Below are 25,154 nucleotides of genomic sequence, written 5' to 3'. Positions count from 1 at the left end.
GGAGGTACGGTTATGAGCGGTTTGCAGAAAACATGTCTCGTACTACTTATCATCGGCGGAATAAATTGGGGGTTAATCGGATTTTTTCGGTTTGACCTTGTCTCTGCGATATTCGGTGGATCAGGAACTGCACTTTCACGCCTCGTGTATGGGATTGTCGGCATTTGTGCCCTGTATTGCCTAACAATCTTATTTAGACCAAACGAAGGTCTGGAGCGCGAACGGGAAACTCAAACCCATTAAGCTTCAGCAACACAAAAAAGGATCCTTGCCCTAGATGCAAGGATCCTTTTTTCATTTCAATTTTTTATGATTGGAGCGCAGGCTCATGCTCCACACTTACTGTTTTCTCAATATAAATCTGATGCCAGAGCATGAACATTAAAACGGTCCAAATTTTTCTACTGTTATCGATTTTCCCACTGCAATGATCATCCAACAATTTAAGCACATATGACTTATTAATATAAGTATCCGTATCGCTGTCATGGATAATTTTAAGCGCCCAGTCATGCATTTCATCCTTCAGCCAGATGCGGATCGGTACTGGGAAGCCAAGCTTTTTTCTAAATAGAATCGAATCCGGAACAATACCACGCATGGCTTCACGGAACGCATATTTCGTTGTTCCCTGTGCAGTTTTAAGCGAGGCAGGCAGCGAGCGGGCAACATCAAACACATTTGTATCCAAGAATGGAACACGCAGCTCCAATGAATGCGCCATCGTCATCCGATCAGCAACCACAAGAATATCTCCGCGTAGCCATGTTTCAATATCAACGAGCTGCATTTGGTCCAATTTGTTGTTCCCAGAAGCTTTTTTATAGATTGGATTCGTGATATCCGTAAATGAAGTGTTCTCAGAAAAAGTCTTCAGTACATATTTCTTCTCTTCTTCATTGAAGATAAACGCATTTCCAACATATCGTTTGGAAAGCGGTGTCGTTCCTCTAAGCAGGTAGCTACGTCCTTTTAACGTATCAGGAAGTCTTGACGCAAGTGCGTGAAGCAAGTTTTTCCCAAGTTCAGGGACGGAGTCAAACCATTTCAGAGAAAGCGGTTCTCGATAAATATTATAGCCGCCGAACAGTTCGTCAGCTCCTTCTCCTGAAAGGACAACCTTCACTTGTTTTCTTGCCTCCCGGGCAACAAAATAATTCGGAATTGCTGCCGGATCGGCGAGCGGGTTATCCAAATGCCAAACGATCTTCGGCATCTCTTTCATACACATTTCGGGTGTAATCTCAAGCGCGTAATTTTCGACACCAAGCTTTTCCGCAGAGTCTCTTGCAACATCAACCTCATTGTAGCCTTTGCTTGCAAACCCTACTGTAAACGTTTTAATCTTTTCATTAAAACGTTTAGCCAAAGCAACAATTGATGTTGAATCAATACCGCTGGATAAGAAGGCACCAACCGGAACATCGCTTCTCATGTGTATTTTCACCGAATCAATAAGCACGTCCTGTATTTTCTTTTTTGCATCATCAATTGACTGATTGACAGGAGCAAACGTTGGATGCCAAAACGCCTTATTCTGCAACGGCTTGCCATTTTTTTTAATAAGGTAGTGTCCAGGCTCCAGACTTCTTACATTTCCCGCAAGCATATTGGGCTCAGGAACAAATTGAAAGGTGAGATAATATTGCAAAGCCTTCTCTTCGATCGGATGCGTCTCGTCGCTAATGAGCAGGCTTTTCATTTCGGAAGCGAAGAAAATCCCATTGTCCTGCTCCATATAATAAAATGGCTTAATACCAAAGTGATCACGTGCAGCAAATAAGGTTTTGTCCTGCTTATCCCAAATAATAAAAGCAAACATTCCTCGCAAATAGTTGACACAATCTAAACCGCGATCAGCGTATAGAGCGACAATGACTTCCGTGTCCGATGTCGTTTCAAAACTGAAACCTTTCATAATTAATTCATTGCGCAATTCAACGTAATTATAAACTTCGCCATTAAAAATAATGTAGTAACGATCATTTTCATATGGAAGCGGCTGATGTCCACCTGCAAGATCAATAATACTCAATCTGCGAAAGGCTAACTGTACCTGATTATCCGTATAATACCCCACATCATCGGGTCCCCTGTGATTAATAATCTCTGCTCGTGAGGTCATCGAATTTTGTTCATGATTATCCGGTTCCAAATGAGGATTTCTTGCGATATATCCGCAAAATCCGCACATTAAAAAGTCTCCTTTCAGAGATGGCTGGTGAATGACTCACAAGCAACATTCCCCGTCTCAACATCGAGTATAATTCCGATACTAAGTTTAGCATTGACTCGTACAAATTCAAAGTTTTGACTGGTTTCATTACTTGTAAACTTTCCCATCTTCTTAAGAGACCATCATCGTATCAATTTTCCGCCTGGTCAGTAAAGAGCTCTTGAATCGGTACATCTAGTACCACTGCCACTTTAGCGAGTGTCGCAGCACTTATTTTACTTCTGCCGCATTCAAGATAATAGTAACCATTGGCGCTTTGATATCCGATTCGTGTGGCCATTTCTTGCAATGACATTTTTGATTCTCTTAACTGTCTCATTCTGTTCAGGTCAACAGTCAGCATAGTGATCCTCCTCATTACCTTATTGGTAATTTTAGTTAGAATTATAGCATTAAGATCTAAATATCATCAATCATTTTTCCTATTTGTCAAACAAAACACTATTAAAAAGGGAACATGATAGAATTTTCTTGTTTAGTGATAAAGCAAAATGTAGGAGGATTACTCCTGATGGTTAACACGTTGGGCAGCAGAATCCGTTTCCTGCGCGATGAAAAAAGTGTATCGCAGCTTGAAATGGCGCGTCAATTAAATATTTCCAATGCGCAGCTGAGCCGCTACGAATCAGGAGATCGCAAACCAGATCCTGAAATGATTGTGCAAATTGCGGATTATCTTCGTGTTTCTACAGATTATTTACTTGGTCGCACTGGTTTGATAAATGAGTCTGCATTAGGGTACGGCAGTCAAGAAGATAAGGAATTACTTATGAAGGTCAAAAAGATTCCGGAACTTGACCATCTGATTGATCAAATGAACGAGAATCCTGAAAAGGCAAATCGGTTAATGCAAATTTGGAAATGGCTGAAATGAGCAACAGGAAGCTCATCGTAAATGCCTTCAATTTTAATAGAACTCATTATTTTCATGCAATACACCCTTCAATGCCCCCCAACCATTGCACTCTATTTTTCGTGTCTTCAATCAATCCCTTTACTTCACAAATGGTTAATTTATGAGCAAGAAACGTGTTGCCAGAGACAATCGGACTTTCTTCATAGGTCTCTATTAACTACTCTATGTAAACACATCATTTAAAAAAATAATAGTCCCTCCGGCTGGCAGATTTGCTTATCCGCCAAACTAGAGAGACTATAATTATTTAATCGGCACAATGCTTAAAGAAGATTTAATTTGCCCTTCTTCAGCACGAGTGGAACACCGCCAAGCATGAGCAGGTAGCGATCATCAATTACCTTTTTCATTGCCGCTGCAGGCTTGCCAGTCAATTTATGGTCAAACACGACACCGATCGCCTGTTTTTCACCAAGTGATGCCACTGTACCCTTAGGCTTGTATACAAACGGTTCAGTCGCTTCACCCTTAAGGATATGTTTCATATTTTTCGCCAAATTTTCGGCTTCTTGAATGGCAATCTGAGCCGTTGGCGGATAAGGACGTTCCGCATTAGGAGGGAAGACAACAGCGACATCTCCGATTGCGAAAATGTGATCGTCCTCTGAAGCACGAAGATCTGCACTTACCTGGATTTTGCCGCGGTTCGTTTCAAATCCGGATTCAGCAGGAATGTGGTTAGCTTTGACACCGCCTGTCCAAACAACGGTACCAGCCTGAATTTCTTCCAATTCTTCGCTGTCCTTCTTTTGAACCTTAACGCCTTCGGAGGTCGCTTCTTTAATAAACGTACTTAATTTAAATTCAACGCCTTTACTTTCCAAATAGTTTTGCGCATAATTTGCCAATTCCCGATCAAACGGAGGCAGAACAAAAGGCATACCTTCAACATCCACAATTCGTACTTTACTAGGATCAATATCATATTCCTTGCAAAGTGCCGGAATCCGGTCAACAAGCTCTCCCAAAAATTCAACACCGCTCAATCCAGCACCACCGACAACAATAGTCAAGTCGCTGTCTTTTGCATCCGGATCACTGTTGTAGCTTGCAAACCGATACTCGATGTGTTCGCGAATCTTACGTGCCGTGTTTACACTGCGAATAGCAAACGCATTTTCTTCCAATCCTTTGATACCGAATGTATTCGACTCAAATCCGAGTGAAATGACCAGATAATCATAATCAATCTCACCGTTTTTGAGCAATACTTTGTGATTCTCACGGTCAATAGACTGAACAGAATCTTGCACAAAATGTACACGTTTTGTGTTGATCACATTTTTAATCAACATTCTTGTGCGATCATGGTGAATCGTTCCCGCTGCAGCTTCGTGCAGCCAAGTTGTTTGATAATGATAATTATGCTTATTGACAAGCGTAATATCCGCATCTTCCACACTTAATTCTTTTGTGAGGCGCACGGTTGCCATCATACCGCCGTATCCGGCGCCAAGTATAACGATTTTCGGCTTACTCATGGTTGTTCACAGCCACCTTTTTCTTTTTATAAAAAATATAAATACAGTTATTAGGTTGGTTTGCCGATGCATAACATCGGCCGACTAATATGCTCACTCTCGTTGAACTGAATCCAGCAAGCAAACCATCAATGCAATTGAAGTTGATTCGTTTTCCTCTTAATAATATGTCTTTTTTGTTAACAATTCAAGGATAATTTGTGTCAAAAATATTTATAATACGAAATGGACAAATCTTCCTCACGGATAACAATACGCGTCAAAATGTACTTCATCAACCAATTTGATTGTCATCCATGTATTGCTAAAAAAATCCAAATTCCTCCATTGATGGATATGAAAATTTCCAAATTAAGATACAATAAAAGCACCTGAATGAACAGATGCCGTTAGGTTGCCGTCAAATCATCAGACAGCTTCTATAATTAAATTGATCTCTAGGTTCAGAAATTATGTCCCAAGACATAATTTAGTTCATCTACTGTTAGGAACACATTTTCAGATGAACTAAATTGTCCTTCTTTTTTAAGCGTGAACCATCTTTCTAAGAGTTGATTATACCGTGGCAATGTAGGAAAATGTGAATTCAAATCCTCTAATTTTTTATTTTTAATCAGCTCTTTTACTTCATTAAATTGATCGTATTTGTTAATTAAGCATTCAGTAAAGGCGTAATGCGAAGTTTCGTTATTTCCATCGAACCCACTAAAAACAACTTCACTTTCATCAATGCTATTCCGATCATCAACAGCTAATTGTTGATAGCTCGAATACAGACTTCGAAACATACTCAAGACATTAATTACTTTTTTCTCAATGTCTTCATCTATATTATCGTTTACATAACTAAAATAATCATTATAGATATATGGATATCCATTGATCAATGCTTCAATTATGCCATCAAACTCTGCCGTTGAATGGGTATCCAATTTTCTTAAGATGATATATTGATTAGCTAAAATGAGTCGTTCAGTTTTTGACAGCTTTATTTGTTCCATTGTTTACCATCTCCATTTTTGCAGGATATGATTAGTCATTCAACAGAACTTGAAATAATTCCTGCTTCATTCGAACGATCGATATTAAAAAAAAAGCACCTTTTGATGTGAACCCCAAAAGTTGGACATAGTTTTAAGCTACTTGCTCGGTGGTTGAAATCCGGTATTCAATCGGACTTAGACCCCCGAGTTTTTCTTTGATTCTAGACTCATTATAGTACTTAATCCACACACGCATCGCAGTTTCTAGCTCCTCATGTGTCTGATAGTGGTGTGAGGATACGGTTCCGGCTTTCATGAGATGGAAGAAACTCTCCATTTGGGCATTGTCCAGACAAGTCGCCTTTCGAGACATACTCTGACAAACACGATGCGATTTAAGTTCCTTGCGCCAAAGGTAATTTTGGTACTGGAAACCTTGATCTGTATGAACGTACGTGCGATAGTGATGTTCCGTTAGGCGTTCTAGAGCCTCATGAAGCGGTTTTAACGCAAAGGCTACTGTCGGATGATCACTTATATTAAAGGATAAAATTTCATCAGAATAAAGATCCATAACGGGTTCAAGATAAAGACGTTCGTTGGTTGTTTGATGTCCCCAACGAAATTCGGAAACGTCAGAGACAAGTTTTTGATAGGGTCGATCCGTCATGAACCGACGGTTCAAATGATTCTTAGCGACTTTGCCAACCGTACCTTTATACGAATTGTACTTACGGATTCTTTTGCTATAGGCCGTCGACTGAAGGCCTTCCGTTCTCATGATGCGCTGGACCTTTTTGTGATTCACTTTTAAATGGTGGCGTCGAAGTGTCAGGACAACACGACGATAGCCATAAGCTGGATTCTTCTGTTTTACAGCCTTTATTTCAGAGATCACAGGGTCCTCAGTATCTTTTTGCGCGCACTGTTTCTGATAGTAATAGACACTTTTCGGCAGGTTCACAACCCGTAGAATGTCATTCAGAGAGTGGTTCCGCCTTAGTTCAGTAACTACTTGCGTTTGTTCCGCTCGCGTTGCTCTCTCTGGCGAACTAAGGTGTCCAATTTTTTTAAGTACTCATTCTCAATCCGAAGCAGCTCATTTTCCTTCTCAAGATCCTTAAGCCGCTCCTGTTCAGGCTGATCAACATTTTTCAACTTGTCGTTCTTTTTAGCTGTACGCTTTGTAGGTTCATGTTTCCCCATAGGTGGACGTCCTCGCTTCGTTTTTAATCCATCCACACCCATTGATTCAAACCGCCGATCCCATTGATAAATCGTTGATGGCGAAGAGATGTTGAAATGAAGGGCTGCACGTTCGAGTGATGAATGGTTCTCCTTCATCCACTTTAATACGTTCAGTTTAAAATTGCAGGTATATTCCGGCCATTCATTCAATTTTTTAATGCCTGCAATGCCGTTTGTCTGGTAGCGATGCACCCAATTCAAGAGCGTTTGATGAGATCGAATCTGATACTTATGGCACAAGGAGGTGCTCCCCATCCCCTTAAGGTACTCACCGATCACCTTCGTCTTAAAATCAGTTGAGTATTTGGTCATAGTAAAACCCCCTAAAGTTGAATTTTATCGTCCAACTTTAGGGGGTCAGTTCATTTTAGTGATGAATCACTAAAAGGTGCTCGAAAAAAAAGACAGCCGCGAGTTTTTAGCTTTCCAAAATGAACGAAATCAATAGTCATTGTGAAAACCTAAAGAGCAGCTGACTAGGAATTGATTGATACACAATTTAATTTGCAAACTTTAGTTAAAGAGAGAGTTCAATACCTTTATTTTTCAAATTTAACAGGCAGGATTTCAAATAATCCTCATCATGCTCTGGATAAATAGGATCTTTTAAAGGTACGCATTCAAGTTCACTGTATTTTAAGCATTTTTTCCCACGAAAAAACGGATCTGCCCATTGCATATCAGGATTATATCCACGTTTCTTCATTTCTTTAATTACAATCATGTGAAACTGAAAAAGTTTGTATGGAGAATACTTAAAAACATAGTTAACGGTCGCATGCGGTCGGCCCCATCCATTTCCTCTTAGAGCTGCACATTCTCGATGTTGTCCTAGCAGTTGCTGTCTCGGTAAAAAGGGAATGAGTTTTTGATGCCAAAGTCTCAAGGGATCACGAACCTTTAAAGCAGTTTGCTGTACGTTTTAGAATTGAAAAGATAAGTCGCACCGTATTTAATAGTTAAATTTGCTAAATATGCTTCTAAGTAATCTGTTTTTTCAGCAGTCACACTGTTTTGCAGGCTGTCCTTCGTTGTCTGCAGTTTTAAATGAATGACCGCAGCCGCATGAAGAAATTGCGTTCGGATTATCGATTGTGAATCCGCCGCCGTCAAGATTTTGTTTGAAATCAATGGTGACTCCGTCGAGCATTGGCGCGCTGTTCTGGTCGACAACTACCTTAAAACCTTGGCCTTCAAAAGCGAGATCGCCGTCAATCATTTTATCATCGAATCCCATTCCGTAAGTCAGTCCGGAGCAGCCGCCGCCACCGACACCAACGCGGAGGAATAAGTTTTCTCCCGGTTCGTTCTCAATCATTTCCTTGACGCGAAAGCTGGCAGCATCAGTCAATGTAATATTCATTTCTTTCAGCTCCTTTTATGATTTAGTAACATTATATCGTGATGTGACCTGAATCACAAATAAACATCCTTTATGCCTGAAAATAGACCCCTTCACAAATCGTTTTTGCTTCACCGGTCATCATCACATGATTCGTATCGTTTCTCCATTCAATCTGTAAATCGCCGCCTTCAAGATGCACGGTTACCGGCACATTCTTTGCGACACGCTCTTCCAAAACAGAGGCAACAACACACGCGCATGCACCTGTACCGCATGCTTGAGTGATTCCTGATCCGCGTTCCCACACACGGTAGTTCACTTCCCGATCTGTAATCGGTTCAATGAAGCCGATATTAGCACCATTTGGAAAAAGAGGATCCGTATCGGCAAGCATCGCGCCAAGCTTGTGAATCGGCGCCTTAGCAATATCTTCCACAAAAAATAAGGCATGCGGATTTCCCATGGATACGGCAGTGAATGTATACCCCTTATCCTCAACGGATAGGGGCTCGCGAATAACCTTTTGTCCGCGTTTGTCTCCTGCTACAGGAATCCGCTCTCGTTCAAGAATCGGTTCTCCCATATCTACGGTCACCTCATCCACAACACCGTTCTGCACATGTACAACGGCCCATTTATTGCCAGAGCGGGTTTCAATTGCAAATCGTTTTGAATCGACCAGTTGATGCTCATAGGCGTATTTTGCGACACAACGAAGTCCATTCCCGCAATTCATCGCTTCGGAACCATCCTTGTTAAAGATACGCATTTGCACATCAGCGACAGTCGACGGCAAAATCAGAATTAAACCATCAGAACCAATCCCTTTATAAGGATCGGAAACGTGCTGTGAAAGTTCAGGAAAGGACGTGATCGATGATAAATCCCGCGTGATCCCGTCCAAATAGATGTAACAATTGCCAAGGCCATGCATTTTTGTAAACTGAATTTCCTGTCCCAAATTCATCACTCCAGTCCTATGTAAGCCGCTCAATATGATAGCGGTATGTCAGCGTCAGCGTAATACCTGTGTTGCCCAGATGTAATCACGATCCATCGTTTCAATAACGATTTTTTCATGACAGCAAGGCATAATTAGATTTGCTTTAATTCCCTCGAAAGCACCGTCAACAGCTTCTTTTTTAATCGAAAGCAAAACCGGCGATTTATGACAAAATGGACACTCTTCAAAATAGAGGTCGTTCGCAACCCTCTCATAGGGCCAGCTGTGATGAAAATCGAGCATATGATGTCCTCCTTTTTATCTGATCGATCGTGCGTATGCTTATTGGTTTGTTTGCCGAAGACACATACCGTGCTCAATTAAGTAGTGTACAATCGGCTTGAGTGTGATAAATCCCTCGCCAAGCACCTTCCCTTGTGATACCACAAGCGGATAAAAATAGTCATCGTCAAGAATTTTAGCACAATAGGCACGGTCTTCAGCTGTTTCCGGTTTATTAAGATCAATGTAACGGACTGAAATCGTTCCGTCAAATTTACGTGAAAGAGCTGCCTCCAGCCATTCAGCAGTTGCCTTTGCCGGCGGTGCCTGAACGCAGCTTGCGCAGACGGCTTCAGCTCCGTATACTGTTAGTTCCAATCCGTTCACCTCAAGATCACATGTAATTTACTAATTAATATAGCAAATTCACACGGCTGCGTCACTGATTTGATTTTTGACAATCGCTTCAGTTGTTGAACTGGTATGACTTATCAATAGATTTTCCAGATAAAAAAAGCTATAATGAGTCTAAATGCAACAGTGGAGGAGTGTGTGTATGTATAATCAAGTCGAAGAGGTACTGGAGAAGCTTCGTCCCTACCTGCTGCGCGATGGCGGAGATGTTGAATTGTTGGACGTGGAGAACGGCATTGTACGTGTCCGATTACTCGGCGCATGCGGCAATTGTCCAAGTTCGACACTCACGCTGAAAGCAGGCATCGAACGAGCACTCGTTGAAAATGTTCCCGGAATTAAAGAGCTTGAACAAGTCTTTTAAATAGAACTGGATAAAGCTGAGCACCGTTTGCTGAATTTGCGAACGGTGCTTTTTTTGTCATAATGGACGGGACAGCCATTCTGGGGCATAGAATCGATTTTTATAACGGTCTGCAAGAAATGAAAGCAGCCGCTCTTGATCCCTCACTTTTTCTTCTCCCTGGCGCAAAACCAATTCAAGGTCACGTTCGTTGGCATTTACGGAACCAGTAAAATATCGCTCACAGCATTCTATGAAGGTAAGCGGATAGAGAAGGCGTCCATACATCTTGGCAATTGCGGGCTCACTCAACGGAAAGCGCGCTTCGTAATCATCTAAAAAAGCTTTGGCTGTCAGCTCCGGATCACTTCGCACGCTTTGCCAAGCAAGTGTGCGAAGCCCTTCCGCCAAATCCCTGGATCGATCGTCAACAACCCAAAGAGCAGGATTATCTATAGGAAAACGTTCGTAATCGACAAATTGATCGTGTCCGATACAAAGCGGTTCCGCATTGGGGGAGTTGATGGATTCATCAACAGCCATCTGAATTGCATTTTCTGCACAGCCTGAAAAGTATGGAAAATGATCTACGAACACTTGCTCAAAAGACGAGCGCTGCCCTTCATTTTGACAAACATCATATTTTTTTTCCAATGTATCAAGTCGTTTCTCTAAGTTTTCTGTTCTCGATTGCCCTGTTGATTCGGGAAATGACGCCAAATCGACACCTGATGTCCGCGCGTGAAATTCTGCAAGCATTGCCCCGGCTGATCGTTCCAGCCGATCCGTTTGTAGTGGAGAATTCATCAGGACCCATGACTCTCCATTCACTTCCGTATCATAGCGGCCTTCACGGTTTCGCACCATTCGGCAGACCGGTAATCCGGCTTCGATCGCTAAATAATCCGCCCATCGTGCCAGCTGTTCTAAATTATGGTGATAAAATTGATTTATGGGATAAAAATAAAGCCTAATGGGTCCGTCTGTATTCTGCATATCGTAATCTTTGGCCACTACCGACCGCCAGTCAGGCATATTCATAATACGGCCGCCTCCATTGTCAGACTTCTACTTTATCCATTCTATTGATCAAAAGTATATTTCATCACCCGAACAAGCAATGATTTCCATAAGAAAAACCGAGCAAAAAGCGCCCGGTCTTTAATCTCCAGCCATGTGTGATTGGTTTGTGTCTTTACAGTGTTGAATCATCGCTTCGGTTGCTCGCTTGCCGCAGGCGTCTCGCACCTCCGCTTTGATTCTCGGTCAAGACACTGGTTTATTCGTTTAAATATGGGGTAAAATCTTATACTTTCTTTACTTGTTAAAAAACCGCATTAAAAATGCGGCCATATAAGCGGTTATTCAGTTAAAGAATTTGTTAAAAAATCATGATAATCGTCGTTATTAATGGCACTTATTCAAAGTTCCATTCACTTAGGGACTTTAATGCATACGAAGGCTGTACGGTCTTCGTCTTCAAAACTTCAGCAGACGTTACGCCAGTGTGAACAATGAGGGTATCAAGGCCCGCATTAATTCCTGCCATAATGTCTGTATCATAATTATCTCCGATCATGAGTGTGCGCTGCTTGGTTGTACCTAATTTCTCAAGCGCCAAATCGATGATAATCGGCTCCGGTTTCCCGATAAATACTGGCTTTACACCTGTGGACACAGTGATTACGGATGTCAGCGCTCCGTTTCCCGGTACCAGACCGCGTTCATTAGGAAGTGCGACATCCGGATTTGTGGAAACAAAGGCTGCACCGGAACGGACTGCCAGACATGCCTTCGCATATTTTTCATAGGTAATATGCCGATCCATACCAAATGCGACAAAATCAGGGTGCTCCTCTTCATAGGTAAAACCAGCGGCTTGCATCGCTTGCTGCAATCCTTGCTCACCAATGTAGAGCACTTTTGCGTTAGGCTTTTGCGCTTTTATATAGCTCGCTGTTGCAATGCTCGTTGTCAAGACGTCATCCGGCGTGCACGGAATACCAAACCCGGATAATTGATCGGCAACGGCTTCTTTCGTGCGCGTCGAATTATTAGTTACAAACAAATAACGCAGTCCTTTGCTTTTTAACGTCTTCACAAAGGTTACAGCTTCCGGTATTTCTTCTTTTCCCCAATAAACGGTACCATCAAGGTCAAGCAAAAATGCATCATACTTTTCCAACCGTCTCTACCTCCATGTTGTTTTACATTGCATCTTGTCTTTGAGCAAAATCAGACTTATCAATTGTCTGATTTTGTGCACACTAACAGACAAGGTTCATACGTTTATTTACCATCAATTTTTTTCAGTACAAAATAGGCACAGCCAAAGCTGCAATATTCAACAATGTAATCAACAAGTGTGCTTATTTTCGTATCAAAGGTTGATTTCGGATTATGGTTTTCATAGAAGCCGCGAAGCCTCAGCTGCTCATAACCCCAATCGCCGACTATGTAATCGAATTTGTTCAGGATTTCGCTGTATCGCTTTAAAAAGGCTTCCTCATTCCAGCCGTTCCGAACATCTTCTACAACTTCATATTTATGGTGTTCAACAGAAACGATTGAACCGGTCAATGGGATAACCTCCCCTCTTGATTGCCGTATAGCACATCATGGCATCTGCCCGCTTTTGGATGCAAAGCAGAGCATCATATCCGCATACTGTCCATTATAGCAGATCACGCGGCTTTCGTGAAAAGTGCAAAAACAAATCAATTTTACACAAAATAAGAAAGAAAAAAATTAAAGGAATGTAGTCTTCGCCTTCGCCAGAGGCTTGGCGAAGCCAAGTTTGCTAATAAAAATGAACGATGAAAGGATCGTTGTTAAATCATGTCGCTGCGGTCACGAATTATCTATAGCTTACTCATTATATTTTTTGTATCATCGCAAACCGTTCACGCACAAGTAAAGCCGGATACACAAGCTCAAGAGCGAAAGGCACTGTATTTAAAAACTGCATTGCTCACTGATGTTCCTTGGAATGTGCTTGCCGGATGCGACCAATATGCACGCAATATAAACGCGTTACGGCTTGAGAAAAAAAATAAAAATGAACTAATCAGCATTACCTTTCCAAAGCGCGTATGGGCAGGTCTGCTCAATCCTGATCTCAATGATGAGAATCCGAAAACCATTGCCTTATTCGGCGGTGTGGGTAAGGACGGGAATGGCGACGGCCATGCAAGTCTTGAAAGTCCTGAGGATCGGCTCTACACATTTGCCGAACAAATTGTTCAATCCGGACCAGGTGAAGAAAACATACGAATTGGCCTGTGGAACATCTATAACAGAGGCAAAGCCGTGGACCTTATCGAAGATTTTGCCCGACTCTTTGACTATGCAACGCCAGCTAAATTGGAACAGCACGCTTTTCCCGTCCCGACAAATTACAATTATGATTATGCCTCGACATGGGGCGCAAAGCGAGGATGGGGCGGAAATCGAATTCATGAAGGAACCGACATCTTCGCCGATTACGGAACACCAGTCCGTGCAACCGCTTATGGTGTCATCGAACTGATAGGCTGGAATAAATACGGTGGTTGGCGGATCGGCCTACGCGATCTGCATGGAAACTACCATTATTTTGCCCACTTGAACGGCTATGCACCCGGAATTCATCACAATGTTATTACGAAGCCAGGACAAGTCATTGGTTATGTCGGAAGCTCGGGATACGGTCCAAAAGGAACGATGGGAAAATTTCCGCCGCATTTGCATTATGGGCTGTACAGAGATAACGGACATGCAGAGTATTCTGTTGATCCGTACCCGGCATTAAGGATATGGGAACAGCAGGCAAATAAGAACGAATCCAAATGAGAACGCAACACTTGAGCGTGACTACGAGTGTTGCGTTTTACTGACCACTTTTCTTTTTTTCTTCTTTTTTAGGTGTCTCAATCGGTACTGCGGTCGAAATGCCGGATCCATTTGAGCTGTAATAGTAAGGAACACCGGGACTGAGACCTTTGCCGCCAAGCGGTATATGTTGCACAATTGTTTTCGTCTTCATTTCAAACGGAACAATAACATCAACCTTAATTTTGACATCAAGATACAACATAAACAGCGTGTTATTGATGCCCTCATTCTTATAGTTCCAACGGATGTCGCTCTCGACGTTACTGACCACATCCATTTCAACAGGAACACGCGGTCCGTAATTACTCAGCAATGCGTTATTTAGTACCTGCCCCAAAGGGATGTCGGCGATCAAAGCCTCACCATTATGATGCTTACTGTACACCAGATCATCGGCGTGACCATTAGTTAAGGAAATACGCCCTTTTTCAGCCGCTCTTAAAAACCAAAGAATTCGATTAGAAATAATTCCTTTTAAACGATTAGCTTCCTCAGTATTCAGATCGAAATCACTCACCGTATTCTCATCCGTACGGTGAGTGAGAATCAGTTTAGAGGGATCTATTTTCGGTAATTCATTAGGATCATTTTTCTCATTCACGTTGCTTAATACATTTTGCCCAATTCCATAATTGATCGCATAATTACTGATTTGTTCCGTTTGTGTGAGTGCGATACTCATTACGGCGGGTTTCATTTTCTCATTGACAATCCAAATTGCTAGGGAAACGCACAGAAAAAAAATGAAGAGTGAGAGAAACAGCGTATGCTTAATCGACATGTTCTTTCTTCTGTAGCGTCGGCTCGGTTTAAACATGACAACCCTCCTCCACATCATTTATATGACTGTGAAGGAGGGTTAAGTCTTTTTTCTATGGAAAACTCATGGTACATCATACATCTGAATGATTCCGCAAAATCTATTCAGATTTTGATTGAAGAAATTAGGCCATTTTTTTCAAAGCGTCAAAACCAATGGTACCTGCATGAATGCCAAGCTTTTCCGCACCGACCGTCACTTCTGCCAGTGGTGCATGCAGAAGATCGTCCAGAGTGCGGACACCGACTGCCTTTCCGGCCAGCACGTTTCGATCAGCGAGCTTATCATTAAGCAAATTCACATCCAGTGCACCACACATAATGTAGCCATTTTTCCCAGCAATCACAAGCAAAGTCGTTTTCGGTAATGAGACACTGATCCCTTGATACAGAATGCCATCAATTGTATAAGGTTGCACGTCAATCATTATTAAGCCTCCCTCCCCACCTATCCTATGGGGAGAGTGGGCAATGGGTGAATTGTCATTTTTCTTTAAGCAATTGACCGAGCCGCCATGCAAGCAGATCGCGCAATGTTTCCGGCAAATAGAAGCGCTGCTCAGCTTTGACAATCGGAGGAAGAAATGAGCCTAAGGTAAACATATCGATCGTACCGACACTATATCGCCTTAAGTTATCAATCGGCTGCCCGTGTATTCGGACATTAACCAGTGAATCTGAAATTATTTCATACGAAAGTCCGCTAAACACAAGCCGGCCAAGCATTTTACCGCGAAATCCGAATCCTTTTAATTCAAAGGTTTGAAAGTCTTTTTTCCGTCCGAGACGAATCATTTCAACAATTTCTTCCCCCGTCACTTCGACGCGGCATGGATTAATCGGGTGAGGACAGATGCGATGAATCATGAATCGCGTAACAGGACCTTTCAACAGGTGATCCAGTATAACACCCGCATTCACCATTCCGATATCTGCATCACACCACTTGCGAAGCGCATCAGCCATTAAGTCGGTTAATTCTGATTTTGCAAACCAGTCGACCGGATAATCGTGATCGAGCACGGCAATAACCTTCTGCATATTTGCAATGCCTTTTTGAGTCAGTTCGCGCACCTCATTGTTCGCGCTCTGATCAGATGGTTCACGAAGCGTTACAAGATCTGCACCTTTATAAACAACCTTTCTCTTTAGTTCATCATAATCAACGACGATATGACCGACGTATTGAAGAAACTTTCCGGTTTGGGCAATTAACGTACCGCTTACTATTTTTCCCTGTTCAAGCACATGATGCGTATGAGCACCGATAATAACATCGATTCCTTCAATTTCCCGTGCGACCTTTTCATCAAACGGCAAACCGACATGAGACAATAAAACGAGAACATCGACCTTGCCGCGTATCTGTGTCACCAGGTTCGTTAATTCGGAATATGGATCCTTAATGGTCCAACCAAGCTGGCTGTAAAAATGAGGAAAAGCAGCTGTCAACCCGATCAGACCAACCTTCACGCCCTGCATCTCCTGAATCACGTATGGCATGCACCATTGCGGACGCTTTCCGGTTTGCTGATCATAGAGATTGGCGAGCACAATCTTAAAACGTCTCATCAGATACGCAATGCTGAGTTGCTCTTTCGTAAATGTAATCCCCTCATTATTGCCAATGGTCACGTAGTCATAGTGTGCATCATTTAATAATTTTACGTTTCCTGTTCCGAGCAGCCCCTCTGTCATTGGATTTACACGGTCCATATGATCGCCTAAATCTAAGGTCAGAAACGGCTCTCCAGCTTCATTAAGGCGTTCTCGTTCCTGATTCAAGTAACGTACCAAGCAGCCCCACGAATCAAGATGGCTGTGAATATCATTTGTATGTAAAAAATGGAGTGTGATCAAACGTAAACCTCCCATTAAGAAACAAACCATGCAGCTTTTTAAAGCTGACATATCTATTTTATCCTCTGCAGCTTTTATTCTGTCAAGGAGGAGTCGCCTTTTTTAAATTTCTTTACCCAAAAAACACAAAACCTTTCAAACCGTCCGAAGGCGGATTGAAAGGTATCAATACTTGACTTGATCATCTATGCTTGTTAGCCGATCGAGCCTTCCATGTTATATTTAATCAGCCGGTTCATTTCGACTGCATACTCCATCGGGAGTTCTTTCGTAAACGGCTCAATGAAGCCCATAACGATCATTTCCGTCGCTTCTTGTTCGGTTAACCCTCGGCTCATCAAATAGAAGAGCTGTTCTTCGGAGACCTTGGAAACCTTCGCTTCATGTTCCATCGAAATATCCTTATTCAATACTTCATTATAAGGAATCGTATCCGATGTCGATTTATCATCCATGATCAAAGTGTCGCATTCAATATGGGCGCGGGAATTCTTCGCATTCGGTGCAAAATGAACCTTGCCTCGATAGGTTACATTACCGCCATTCTTAGCGATGGATTTCGAGATGATCGTTGATGATGTGTTCGGAGCCAGATGCATCATCTTTGATCCGGAATCTTGGTTCTGTCCCTTGCCGCCGATCGCGATTGTCAGCGTACTTCCCCGTGATCCTTCACCTTTTAGTACGACGGATGGGTACTTCATCGTAACGGCGGAACCGATGTTTCCGTCTACCCATTCCATCGTCGCATGTTCCTCACAGATCGCGCGCTGGGTAACAAGATTGTACACGTTGTTTGCCCAGTTTTGAATCGTTGTATAACGACAGTAAGCATCTTTGCACACATAGATTTCAACAATACCGCTGTGCAGTGAGCTGCTGGAATATACAGGCGCAGTACAGCCTTCAACATAATGTACAGAAGCACCTTGATCGACAATGATCAGCGTGCGTTCAAACTGACCCATGCTCTCTGAGTTAATGCGGAAATAGGCTTGAAGCGGTGTCTTGCAAACCACACCCTTCGGAATATAAACGAAGGATCCGCCGGACCAGCATGCTGCGTTCAACGCGGAAAATTTATTATCAGCAAAAGAAATCACTTTGCCAAAGTACTGTTTAAACAAATCTTCATGCTTTTGAAGCGCGGAATCTGTGTCAAGGAAAATGACACCATCTTTTTCAAGATCTTCCTTCATACTGTGATAGACAACCTCGGACTCATATTGCGCAGAAACACCTGCAAGGTATTTGCGCTCAGCTTCCGGGATACCCAGTTTATCAAAGGTATCCTTGATTTCACTCGGTACTTCATCCCAGGAACGGCCTTGGTTTTGTACCGGCTTCACATAATAGGTCAAGTCATCGAAGTTCAGTCCGCTTAAATCTGCGCCCCATTGCGGCATGGGTCTTTTATAAAAATGATGCAGTCCTTTCAAACGATAATTAAGCATCCATTCCGGTTCGTTTTTTTTCTTGGAAATTTCGCGTACGATGTCCTCAGTCAAACCACGCTTTGTTCGAAACACAGACACGTCTTTTTCCCGGAACCCATACTTATATTCTTCAATTTCGGGCAGCTGCTGTTCTGTAGCCATCGCGATATTCCTCCTTTTTCATCTTACTCAACGATACATCTGTATCGCCATTTATAATCACAGATACTTACTGATCTTAGTCAACAGTTGGCATGAGCAATTGCTTAGATTCAGTTTACCACAATTCACAGAATTGTTGATTATTGACGACTTTTTTCCTTATCCGCCTCACGTAATGCTTTCTCAACAGCTTTCCATGCTAAGGTCGCACATTTAATTCTAGCCGGGTATTGAGAAACACCGTGAAGTGCTTCAGCATCTCCGAGATCCAAATCATCATTATGCTCGCGCCCTTGAACCATTTCAGAGAAATCAAAGGTAAGCTGATGAATTTTATCAATCTCCAATCCCTTGATCGCCTCAGTCATCATAGAGGCGGAGGATTGACTAATGGCACATCCGGAGCCTAAATATTTTACATTGACAACCTTGTTGTCTTCTATTTCAAGTGACACTTGAATTTTATCGCCGCATGACGGATTATTCATGTTTACCGTCACACAGTGATTTCCCTCAAGTTCACCTTTGTTTCGTGGTTTTTTATAGTGATCCATAATAACGGAACGGTAAAGCTGGTCAAGATTATTAAACAACATGTCCAAAGAACTCCTTCGTTTCTTTAATTCCTTTGGCTAGTGCTTCAATTTCGTCCTCAGAATTGTAGAAATAAAAGCTTGCACGAACCGTTGATTCGCATTTTAAGCAGCTCATCAACGGCTGGGCACAGTGATGACCGGCACGAACAGCGATGCCCTCCGAGTCAAGCGCAGTCGATACGTCATGAGGATGTACGCCCTCAATATTGAATGAGATGAGTCCGGAGCGTTCGCTTGGCCCATATAATGTGACCCCTTCAATTTCTGAAAGCATATCGTAAGCCTTCGCTGTTATCTGTTCTTCATAATGCTGAATCGCATCCATACCGATACTCTGTAAGTAATCGATTGCCGCCCCAAGTCCGATTGCTCCGGCAATATGCGGCGTTCCGGCTTCAAGCTTCCAAGGAAGCTCTGCCCAGGTCGCACTCTGAAAACCAACTTCATCAATCATTTCTCCCCCGGTCTCAACCGGTTCCATGGCTTCAAGAAATTCTTGTTTGCCATACAGAATGCCGATGCCTGTTGGTCCGAGCATTTTATGTCCTGAAAAAGCGAAAAAATCCGCATCGAGATCTTGAACATCCACAGTCATATGCGGCGTGCTTTGCGCGCCGTCTACAACCATAATTGCGCCATGTTCATGAGCGATTTTCGCAATCTCTTTTACAGGATTAACAGTTCCCAGTACGTTGGAAACCTCCGTTACCGATACGATCTTTGTTTGATTCGTAATCGTTTTGCGGACTTTAGCAAGATCTAAAGTGCCGTCAGCTTCCATTGGAAAATAACGGAGTACAGCTCCCGTTTTCTTAGCAACCTGCTGCCAAGGAATCAGATTTGCGTGATGCTCCATTGGCGTGATCACAATCTCGTCTCCCTCGCTCAACCGCGCAAGACCATATCCGTAGGCAATCAAATTCAGGCTCTGAGTTGTACCCGTAGTATAAATGATTTCTTTTTCGCTGCTCGCATTGATAAAGCGGCGGATTTTTTCCCGTGCTTCCTCATAGCGGTCCGTTGCAATTGTACCCAACGTATGCACGCCGCGGTGTACATTGGAATTATAGGTCTCGTAATAATTAACCATTGTCTGAATGACGGAGACAGGTTTCTGAGAGGTCGCCGAATTATCCAAATAGACCAAATTGTGTCCATTGACTTGCTGCTTCAGGATAGGAAAATCTTGACGAATTGATTGAATATCCATTAGCCGACTTTCCTTTCAATTAAAGTTGTCAATTGTTTGCGCACACCTTCAATAGGAAGCAAATCAACAATCGGTGCAAGAAAACCTTCAACGATTAGTTTTTCCGCTAACTCCTGTTTAATGCCGCGGCTCATCAAATAGTAAAGCTGATCCGGATCTACTCTGCCAACAGATGCCGCATGTCCGGCGATAACGTCATATTCATCAATGAGCAGGATCGGATTCGCGTCACCGCGAGCTTCATCGCTGAGCATCAGGACACGCTGCGTCTGTTCACCATCGGCACCCGATGCACCATGTTCGATTTTCGTTCTTGCATTAAAAATGGAATTTGATGCATCTTTTTGCGCGGCACGGACAAGCAGCTGGCTTTGCGTTGCCTTACCCACATGACGCACATAATTATCGAAATTCTGTTTTTGAGACCCACTTCCGATACTTACTGCTTTAATGTCTGCAGCTGCTCCGTCTCCTTCGAGATTCGTTGCGTTCTCCGACAATGTGTTTCCGTCGTTCATCTGGCCAAGTGCCCATTGGATACGTCCGTCCTTTGCTACTTCTGCTTGGCGGCTGACATATGTGACAATCTGATCTGTAAATTCATCGACCGCGCCATATTTCACCTGTGCATTTTCACCTACAATAACTTCATTAACCAAGTTCGCCGCACCTTCGCCAACTGAGTTGTCGGAAAGATAGCTTTCTACAAAAGTAACCGAGCTGTTCTGTTCTGCAACGACTACCGTATGTGCCACGAGGCCGGAAGATGGGGCATCCTGATAATAAACAGCTTGGATCGGCTGCTCGATCACAACATTCTTTGGAATATAAAGAAAGGTACCACCATTAACCAGAGCTGCATTCAAAGCTGTCAGTTGATGTTTATCTATCGGTGTTGTCTTAAAATAGTAGTTCGCAAGCAAGTCGCCATGTTCCCGAATTGCTGTTGCCAAATCGGTATAAATAACGCCCTGATCAGTCAGTTCTTTTGAAAGTCTGCTGTAAACAGCAGAACTGTTTACATGAATCAGAACATTGCCTGCTTCTTCGCCGTTTTTCATCAGATTTTGAATACTATCAGGCAGCTCGCTTAATTGATTTACAGCACTGCTCCCGATCTGATAATTAAAGTTGGTAAAATTCCAATCTGCAATTCGTGTTTTTTCCGGCTTTGGAAGCGGAAGTTCTTCGGCTAGGCTCAAACCTTTTAACCGTGTATCTGAAAACCATTTCGGTTCTTTTCGTTCTTCAGCAAATTTTGTTAGTTCTTCCGCGTCGAATGGAAGATTTTTCAATTGCATGGACATCGTCACCCCTCCTCACATATGAAAACTTTATGCCTCAACCGTTTCATCATCAGTGATCCCAAGTTCAGCCTTCATGCCGTCATAACCCTCTTTTTCAAGTTGCAAGGCAAGTTCAGGTCCGCCGGTTTTCACAATACGTCCATTCATCATAATATGAACAAAATCAGGTTTAATATAATTTAGAAGCCGTTGATAGTGTGTAATAATCAAGCACCCGAAGTTTTCCGAACGCATTGAGTTAACACCTTTAGCCACCCATTTCAGAGCGTCGATATCCAAGCCGGAGTCAATTTCATCGAGTATTGCAAATTTCGGTTCGAGCATCATCAGCTGCAGAATCTCATTCCGTTTTTTCTCACCGCCGGAAAATCCTTCATTGACATAGCGTTCTGCGAAAGACTGATCCATTTCCAGCATCTGCATTTTCTTGTCCATCGTCTTGATGAACTTCATCAGCGGAATTTCATTGCCCTCTCCGCGTCTCCCATTGATCGCGGTTCTCAAGAAATCAGCATTGCTGACCCCGCTTACTTCGCTCGGATACTGCATGGCGAGAAACATTCCTGCCCTTGCGCGTTCATCAACGGCCATATCAAACAAGTTCTGATCGTCAAGATGTGCCTGTCCTGAGGTGACTTCATATTTCGGATGTCCCATCAATGCAGAAGCAACGGTTGATTTTCCGGTCCCGTTCGGTCCCATCAGGGCATGTATTTCTCCGCCCTTCATATTCAGATTAAATCCTTTAACAATGGACTTGCCTTCAACAGAAACGTGAAGATCGTTTATTTTTAATTCCGGTACAGTCATATCAAAACCTCCAATTTAAAAAGTCTAATTGCAGATTGAAATCCGTTCTCAATCTATTCTCATTATCATATTATATCAGATGTAAATAGATAGCAACCCAAAGGATAGTCCACAATTTACGAGTAAGTATGTATCCGTATTATACCGCTATTTTCAATTATCATAATAGAAGAATGAATAAAATATATAATATAATTTTTCCTGAACTAAATGAAAAATCGTCCAACAATTGCTGCTGGACGATTTTTTATTGTTCTTTATCTATTTATTCGGAAACAGGTAGAACCGCGCCTTTATATTTCTTATTGATAAAATCTTGGATCGTTTTAGAATGCAGCACATTGACTAGTTCTTTAATCGCTTTTTTATTTTGATCGCCTTTTCGCACGGCAATAATATTCGCATATGGAGAGGAAGCTCCTTCAAGGATCAAAGCATCTTTCTTTGGCTGCAATTTCGCTTGAAGTGCATAGTTTGTATTAATTGCATACAAGTCTGCCGCGCTGTTCTCATAAGCTTTCGGCAGAATGGCCGGATCGATCGGCTGCAAGAATTTCAGATGTTTGATATTGTCGAAATCCGTATAGTTCCCGTTTTTCTGAGCAAGTGTAGCAGCAATTGGATCAATACCGGATTTAATCTTCAAAAGTCCTTTTGATTGAAGAAGCAGTAAAATGCGTCCTTGTTCCGACTTGTTATTGCTGATCTGAACCGTTGCTCCGTCTTTCACTTCATCAACACTCTTGAATTTCTTGGAATAGATACCAAATGGTTCGATGTGGATTTTTCCTGCATTAACCAAATCCGTATTGTTTTGCTTATTATAAAGATCAAGGAATGGAACATGTTGGAAATAATTAGCATCCAATTGTTTTGATGCGAGTGCTTTGTTTGGCAGCACATAGTCCTGGAATACTTTTACCTTCAGGGTAATACCTTTCTTTTTTAACAATGGTGCGGCTTGCTTGAGAATTTCAGCATGAGGCACTGCCGACGCGCCAACAGTCAATGTTTGATTTTTCTCCGACTTTCCTGTTGATTGTCCGCATGCGGTAAGAATGAGAGCAAAAGCAAGAACTACAGCAAATACGATTGATTTTTTCATATTAACTCCCCCAAGTTCTGTTTGATTAATTTTAGTTACCATCATTTGTTTAATAAGTCAGCTTTTATGCTGTCTATCTCTTGTCAACACGGCGAGTAATATGATCGCCGACATACTGAATAATAAAGACAATCACTAGAATAATCACGGTCGCGATAAACGTAATTGTATTATTATTTGCTTGAAAACCTTCATTATAAGCAATAGTACCAAGTCCTCCGGCACCAACGACCCCGGCCATTGCCGTGTTGCCAATCAGTGCAATCAGCGTAACGGTCATTCCGGAAGATAGTGACGGCAGTGCTTCAGGAAGAAGTACTTTCCAAACAATGTGCCACTTGGTTGCACCCATTGCCTGAGCCGCTTCAATGACTCCCTTATCTACTTCTCTTAAACCGATCTCAACCAGCCGGGCATAAAACGGTGCCGCTCCGATAATGATCGAAGGCAGTGCCGCACTCGCTCCAATCATGGTCCCAATGATAATCACCGTAAGCGGGATCAAAAGAATGATCAAAATAATGAAAGGGATTGATCGAAACACATTGACGAATGAAGCAATAAACCTGTAGATAATCTGATTCTCATAGAGTCCGCCTTTTGCCGTTAAGTAAAGTAAAAGCCCTAAAGCGACTCCTAAAAAAAATGTAAACACACCGGAGATAGCTGTCATATAGAGCGTTTGACCGGTAGACAGCCACATACTTGGCCAATCAACATTTTGTAACCACTCAAACATTTTCCTTTGTCACCTCAACTCTCACGCCTTCTGAACGCAGAACGTTGATCGCTTTTCTAATGGATTCTGAAGCCCCTTGAATGGAAACGATTGTATGCTCCGATTGAGTGTTCGCTCCGTATGCTAATCCAAGCACCTTTACCGATAGGTTCGTGTTCCCGAGCAGCCGCGATAAGCTGTGTTGAAACGTGGCTTGGTCAGCAGCCGAAAGACTGATTACAGTTCCCTCAGTATGTATCACATCGGAAACTTTGATTTGAATCGGTGTACTTTTCCCAGTATGGTTGCCTACGAATTCTTGAGTAATGGTTTGTTGCGGATTCGAAAACACAGACTCAACTGTTCCTTGCTCAACAATTTTACCGCCGTCAAGCACAGCCACACGATCGCATATTTTTCGAATTACAGTCATTTCATGAGTAATCAGTATGATCGTCAGTCCAAGCGTCTTATTAATTTCCGACAGAAGGGTAAGAATTGAATCGGTTGTTTTTGGATCAAGTGCCGATGTCGCTTCATCACAAAGAAGGACCTTCGGATTGTTAGCCAGTGCTCGTGCAATGCCTACACGCTGTTTTTGACCGCCGCTCAGTTGTGATGGATACGCAGACTCTTTGCCTTCAAGTCCAACCATCCGAATCAATTCGGCAATCCGATCTTCTCTTTGTTTCTTTTTCAGCTTCGTTAATTCTAATGGGAAAGCAATATTCTCAGCAACAGTCCGCGACCACAGCAAGTTGAAATGCTGAAAGATCATTCCAATTGACCGACGTTCTTCACGCAGCTGGCGCTCATCCAAGTCTGTAAGACTTCGACCATCAATCGTGATCGTTCCTGACGTCGGTTTCTCAAGCAGATTAATCATCCGAATGAGTGTGCTCTTGCCGGCACCGCTATAGCCAATAATGCCGAACACTTCCCCTTCCTGAATAGCAAGGCTAACATCCGATAGTGCACGCACCGGACCCTGATCAGTCCGAAACGTTTTTTCAACATTGCTTAATTGAATCAACTTCGTTCACCGCTTTCAATTATTACAGTCGTAA

At 42.6% G+C, this 25,154-nt stretch carries 27 protein-coding genes and 1 pseudogene; 4 read left to right on the top strand and 24 right to left on the bottom strand.

Annotation, left to right across the window (positions count from 1 at the left end; translation table 11 throughout):
* Window positions 1-12: 12 nt before the first annotated feature.
* Window positions 13-243 carry a DUF378 domain-containing protein gene (locus AC6F33_RS06055; RefSeq protein ID WP_255746985.1) on the top strand — a complete coding sequence of 77 codons (231 nt, stop codon included), beginning with the start codon at window positions 13-15 and terminating at the stop codon, window positions 241-243.
* A gap of 64 nt (window positions 244-307) precedes the next feature.
* Here the strand turns inward: AC6F33_RS06055 and asnB are convergent, their stop codons facing one another.
* Window positions 308-2,194: an asparagine synthase (glutamine-hydrolyzing) gene (gene asnB, locus AC6F33_RS06050; protein ID WP_255746983.1), complete on the bottom strand. Its 1,887-nt coding sequence runs from the start codon at window positions 2,192-2,194 to the stop codon at window positions 308-310.
* A gap of 172 nt (window positions 2,195-2,366) precedes the next feature.
* On the bottom strand, window positions 2,367-2,579 hold the full coding sequence (locus tag AC6F33_RS06045; RefSeq protein WP_255746981.1) for a helix-turn-helix domain-containing protein: 213 nt from the start codon (window positions 2,577-2,579) through the stop codon (window positions 2,367-2,369).
* Window positions 2,580-2,747: 168 nt separating this feature from the next.
* On the opposite strand from AC6F33_RS06045, the gene AC6F33_RS06040 reads away from it, so the two are divergent.
* Window positions 2,748-3,110, top strand: a complete 363-nt coding sequence (locus AC6F33_RS06040; RefSeq protein WP_255746979.1) for a helix-turn-helix domain-containing protein — start codon at window positions 2,748-2,750, stop codon at window positions 3,108-3,110.
* 305 nt (window positions 3,111-3,415) lie between these two features.
* Here AC6F33_RS06040 and AC6F33_RS06035 read toward each other — a convergent pair whose 3' ends face one another.
* The 8 genes and pseudogenes from AC6F33_RS06035 to AC6F33_RS06000 form a co-directional block, all read right to left on the bottom strand.
* Entirely contained in the window at window positions 3,416-4,633 is a 1,218-nt protein-coding gene (locus AC6F33_RS06035) for an NAD(P)/FAD-dependent oxidoreductase (RefSeq protein ID WP_480947521.1), read from the bottom strand.
* Window positions 4,634-5,076: 443 nt separating this feature from the next.
* Complete coding sequence (locus AC6F33_RS06030; RefSeq protein ID WP_255746974.1) at window positions 5,077-5,634, bottom strand: YfbU family protein; 558 nt, start codon at window positions 5,632-5,634, stop codon at window positions 5,077-5,079.
* Between the two features lie 133 nt (window positions 5,635-5,767).
* Window positions 5,768-7,176: pseudogene (locus AC6F33_RS06025) on the bottom strand (IS3 family transposase).
* 205 nt (window positions 7,177-7,381) lie between these two features.
* Window positions 7,382-7,750, bottom strand: a complete 369-nt coding sequence (locus AC6F33_RS06020; RefSeq protein ID WP_255746972.1) for a TIGR02328 family protein — start codon at window positions 7,748-7,750, stop codon at window positions 7,382-7,384.
* A 111-nt stretch (window positions 7,751-7,861) separates the two neighbouring features.
* Window positions 7,862-8,227 carry a HesB/IscA family protein gene (locus AC6F33_RS06015; protein WP_255746969.1) on the bottom strand — a complete coding sequence of 122 codons (366 nt, stop codon included), beginning with the start codon at window positions 8,225-8,227 and terminating at the stop codon, window positions 7,862-7,864.
* Window positions 8,228-8,297: 70 nt separating this feature from the next.
* Window positions 8,298-9,170 carry a diaminopimelate epimerase gene (dapF, locus tag AC6F33_RS06010; RefSeq protein ID WP_370645937.1) on the bottom strand — a complete coding sequence of 291 codons (873 nt, stop codon included), beginning with the start codon at window positions 9,168-9,170 and terminating at the stop codon, window positions 8,298-8,300.
* A 54-nt stretch (window positions 9,171-9,224) separates the two neighbouring features.
* Window positions 9,225-9,455, bottom strand: coding sequence for a hypothetical protein (locus tag AC6F33_RS06005; RefSeq protein ID WP_255746964.1), 231 nt, complete (start codon window positions 9,453-9,455; stop codon window positions 9,225-9,227).
* 39 nt (window positions 9,456-9,494) lie between these two features.
* Window positions 9,495-9,812 carry a DUF1462 family protein gene (locus tag AC6F33_RS06000; RefSeq protein WP_255746961.1) on the bottom strand — a complete coding sequence of 106 codons (318 nt, stop codon included), beginning with the start codon at window positions 9,810-9,812 and terminating at the stop codon, window positions 9,495-9,497.
* Window positions 9,813-9,990: 178 nt separating this feature from the next.
* Here AC6F33_RS06000 and AC6F33_RS05995 point away from each other — a divergent pair, with 178 nt between their 5' ends.
* Window positions 9,991-10,212 carry a NifU family protein gene (locus AC6F33_RS05995; RefSeq protein ID WP_255746959.1) on the top strand — a complete coding sequence of 74 codons (222 nt, stop codon included), beginning with the start codon at window positions 9,991-9,993 and terminating at the stop codon, window positions 10,210-10,212.
* Between the two features lie 57 nt (window positions 10,213-10,269).
* On the opposite strand, the gene AC6F33_RS05990 is transcribed toward AC6F33_RS05995, so the two are convergent.
* The 3 genes from AC6F33_RS05990 to AC6F33_RS05980 form a co-directional block, all read right to left on the bottom strand.
* Complete coding sequence (locus tag AC6F33_RS05990; protein ID WP_255746958.1) at window positions 10,270-11,232, bottom strand: YutH/CotS family kinase-like spore coat protein; 963 nt, start codon at window positions 11,230-11,232, stop codon at window positions 10,270-10,272.
* Between the two features lie 376 nt (window positions 11,233-11,608).
* A complete protein-coding gene (gene nucF / locus AC6F33_RS05985) occupies window positions 11,609-12,376 on the bottom strand; it encodes a 5' nucleotidase NucF (RefSeq protein WP_255746957.1) in 768 nt (255 codons plus the stop codon).
* Between the two features lie 104 nt (window positions 12,377-12,480).
* A complete protein-coding gene (locus AC6F33_RS05980) occupies window positions 12,481-12,771 on the bottom strand; it encodes a YutD family protein (RefSeq protein ID WP_255746956.1) in 291 nt (96 codons plus the stop codon).
* A gap of 258 nt (window positions 12,772-13,029) precedes the next feature.
* On the opposite strand from AC6F33_RS05980, the gene AC6F33_RS05975 reads away from it, so the two are divergent.
* A complete protein-coding gene (locus tag AC6F33_RS05975) occupies window positions 13,030-14,022 on the top strand; it encodes a M23 family metallopeptidase (protein WP_500777978.1) in 993 nt (330 codons plus the stop codon).
* Window positions 14,023-14,059: 37 nt separating this feature from the next.
* On the opposite strand, the gene yunB is transcribed toward AC6F33_RS05975, so the two are convergent.
* The 11 genes from yunB to AC6F33_RS05920 all read right to left on the bottom strand — a co-directional run bounded on the left by yunB (window position 14,060) and on the right by AC6F33_RS05920 (window position 25,120).
* A complete protein-coding gene (gene yunB / locus AC6F33_RS05970) occupies window positions 14,060-14,881 on the bottom strand; it encodes a sporulation protein YunB (protein ID WP_255746952.1) in 822 nt (273 codons plus the stop codon).
* A 127-nt stretch (window positions 14,882-15,008) separates the two neighbouring features.
* Complete coding sequence (locus AC6F33_RS05965) at window positions 15,009-15,311, bottom strand: YunC family protein (RefSeq protein WP_500777977.1); 303 nt, start codon at window positions 15,309-15,311, stop codon at window positions 15,009-15,011.
* A gap of 55 nt (window positions 15,312-15,366) precedes the next feature.
* Window positions 15,367-16,743 (bottom strand): bifunctional metallophosphatase/5'-nucleotidase, encoded by a 1,377-nt coding sequence (locus AC6F33_RS05960; RefSeq protein WP_255746949.1) that lies wholly within the window; start codon window positions 16,741-16,743, stop codon window positions 15,367-15,369.
* Window positions 16,744-16,937: 194 nt separating this feature from the next.
* Window positions 16,938-18,341, bottom strand: coding sequence for a Fe-S cluster assembly protein SufB (sufB, locus tag AC6F33_RS05955; RefSeq protein WP_255746947.1), 1,404 nt, complete (start codon window positions 18,339-18,341; stop codon window positions 16,938-16,940).
* Between the two features lie 140 nt (window positions 18,342-18,481).
* Entirely contained in the window at window positions 18,482-18,937 is a 456-nt protein-coding gene (gene sufU / locus AC6F33_RS05950) for a Fe-S cluster assembly sulfur transfer protein SufU (RefSeq protein WP_255746945.1), read from the bottom strand.
* Entirely contained in the window at window positions 18,927-20,147 is a 1,221-nt protein-coding gene (locus AC6F33_RS05945) for an aminotransferase class V-fold PLP-dependent enzyme (protein WP_255746943.1), read from the bottom strand. Before AC6F33_RS05945 ends, sufU begins: the two co-directional genes overlap by 11 nt.
* A complete protein-coding gene (gene sufD, locus AC6F33_RS05940) occupies window positions 20,147-21,454 on the bottom strand; it encodes a Fe-S cluster assembly protein SufD (RefSeq protein ID WP_255746941.1) in 1,308 nt (435 codons plus the stop codon). Before sufD ends, AC6F33_RS05945 begins: the two co-directional genes overlap by 1 nt.
* Before the next feature lie 27 nt (window positions 21,455-21,481).
* Window positions 21,482-22,264 (bottom strand): Fe-S cluster assembly ATPase SufC, encoded by a 783-nt coding sequence (gene sufC, locus AC6F33_RS05935; protein WP_255746939.1) that lies wholly within the window; start codon window positions 22,262-22,264, stop codon window positions 21,482-21,484.
* A gap of 265 nt (window positions 22,265-22,529) precedes the next feature.
* Window positions 22,530-23,369: a MetQ/NlpA family ABC transporter substrate-binding protein gene (locus AC6F33_RS05930; RefSeq protein ID WP_255746937.1), complete on the bottom strand. Its 840-nt coding sequence runs from the start codon at window positions 23,367-23,369 to the stop codon at window positions 22,530-22,532.
* A 73-nt stretch (window positions 23,370-23,442) separates the two neighbouring features.
* On the bottom strand, window positions 23,443-24,108 hold the full coding sequence (locus AC6F33_RS05925) for a methionine ABC transporter permease (RefSeq protein WP_255746936.1): 666 nt from the start codon (window positions 24,106-24,108) through the stop codon (window positions 23,443-23,445).
* On the bottom strand, window positions 24,101-25,120 hold the full coding sequence (locus tag AC6F33_RS05920) for a methionine ABC transporter ATP-binding protein (protein WP_255746934.1): 1,020 nt from the start codon (window positions 25,118-25,120) through the stop codon (window positions 24,101-24,103). The genes AC6F33_RS05925 and AC6F33_RS05920 overlap by 8 nt, the downstream gene beginning before the upstream one ends.
* Between the last annotated feature and the right edge of the window lie 34 nt (window positions 25,121-25,154).

Source organism: Sporolactobacillus sp. BBK16-2, from assembly GCF_059878335.1.
The sequence above is the reverse complement of the archived record's forward strand: the minus strand, read 5'-3'. Positions and strand labels throughout refer to the sequence as shown.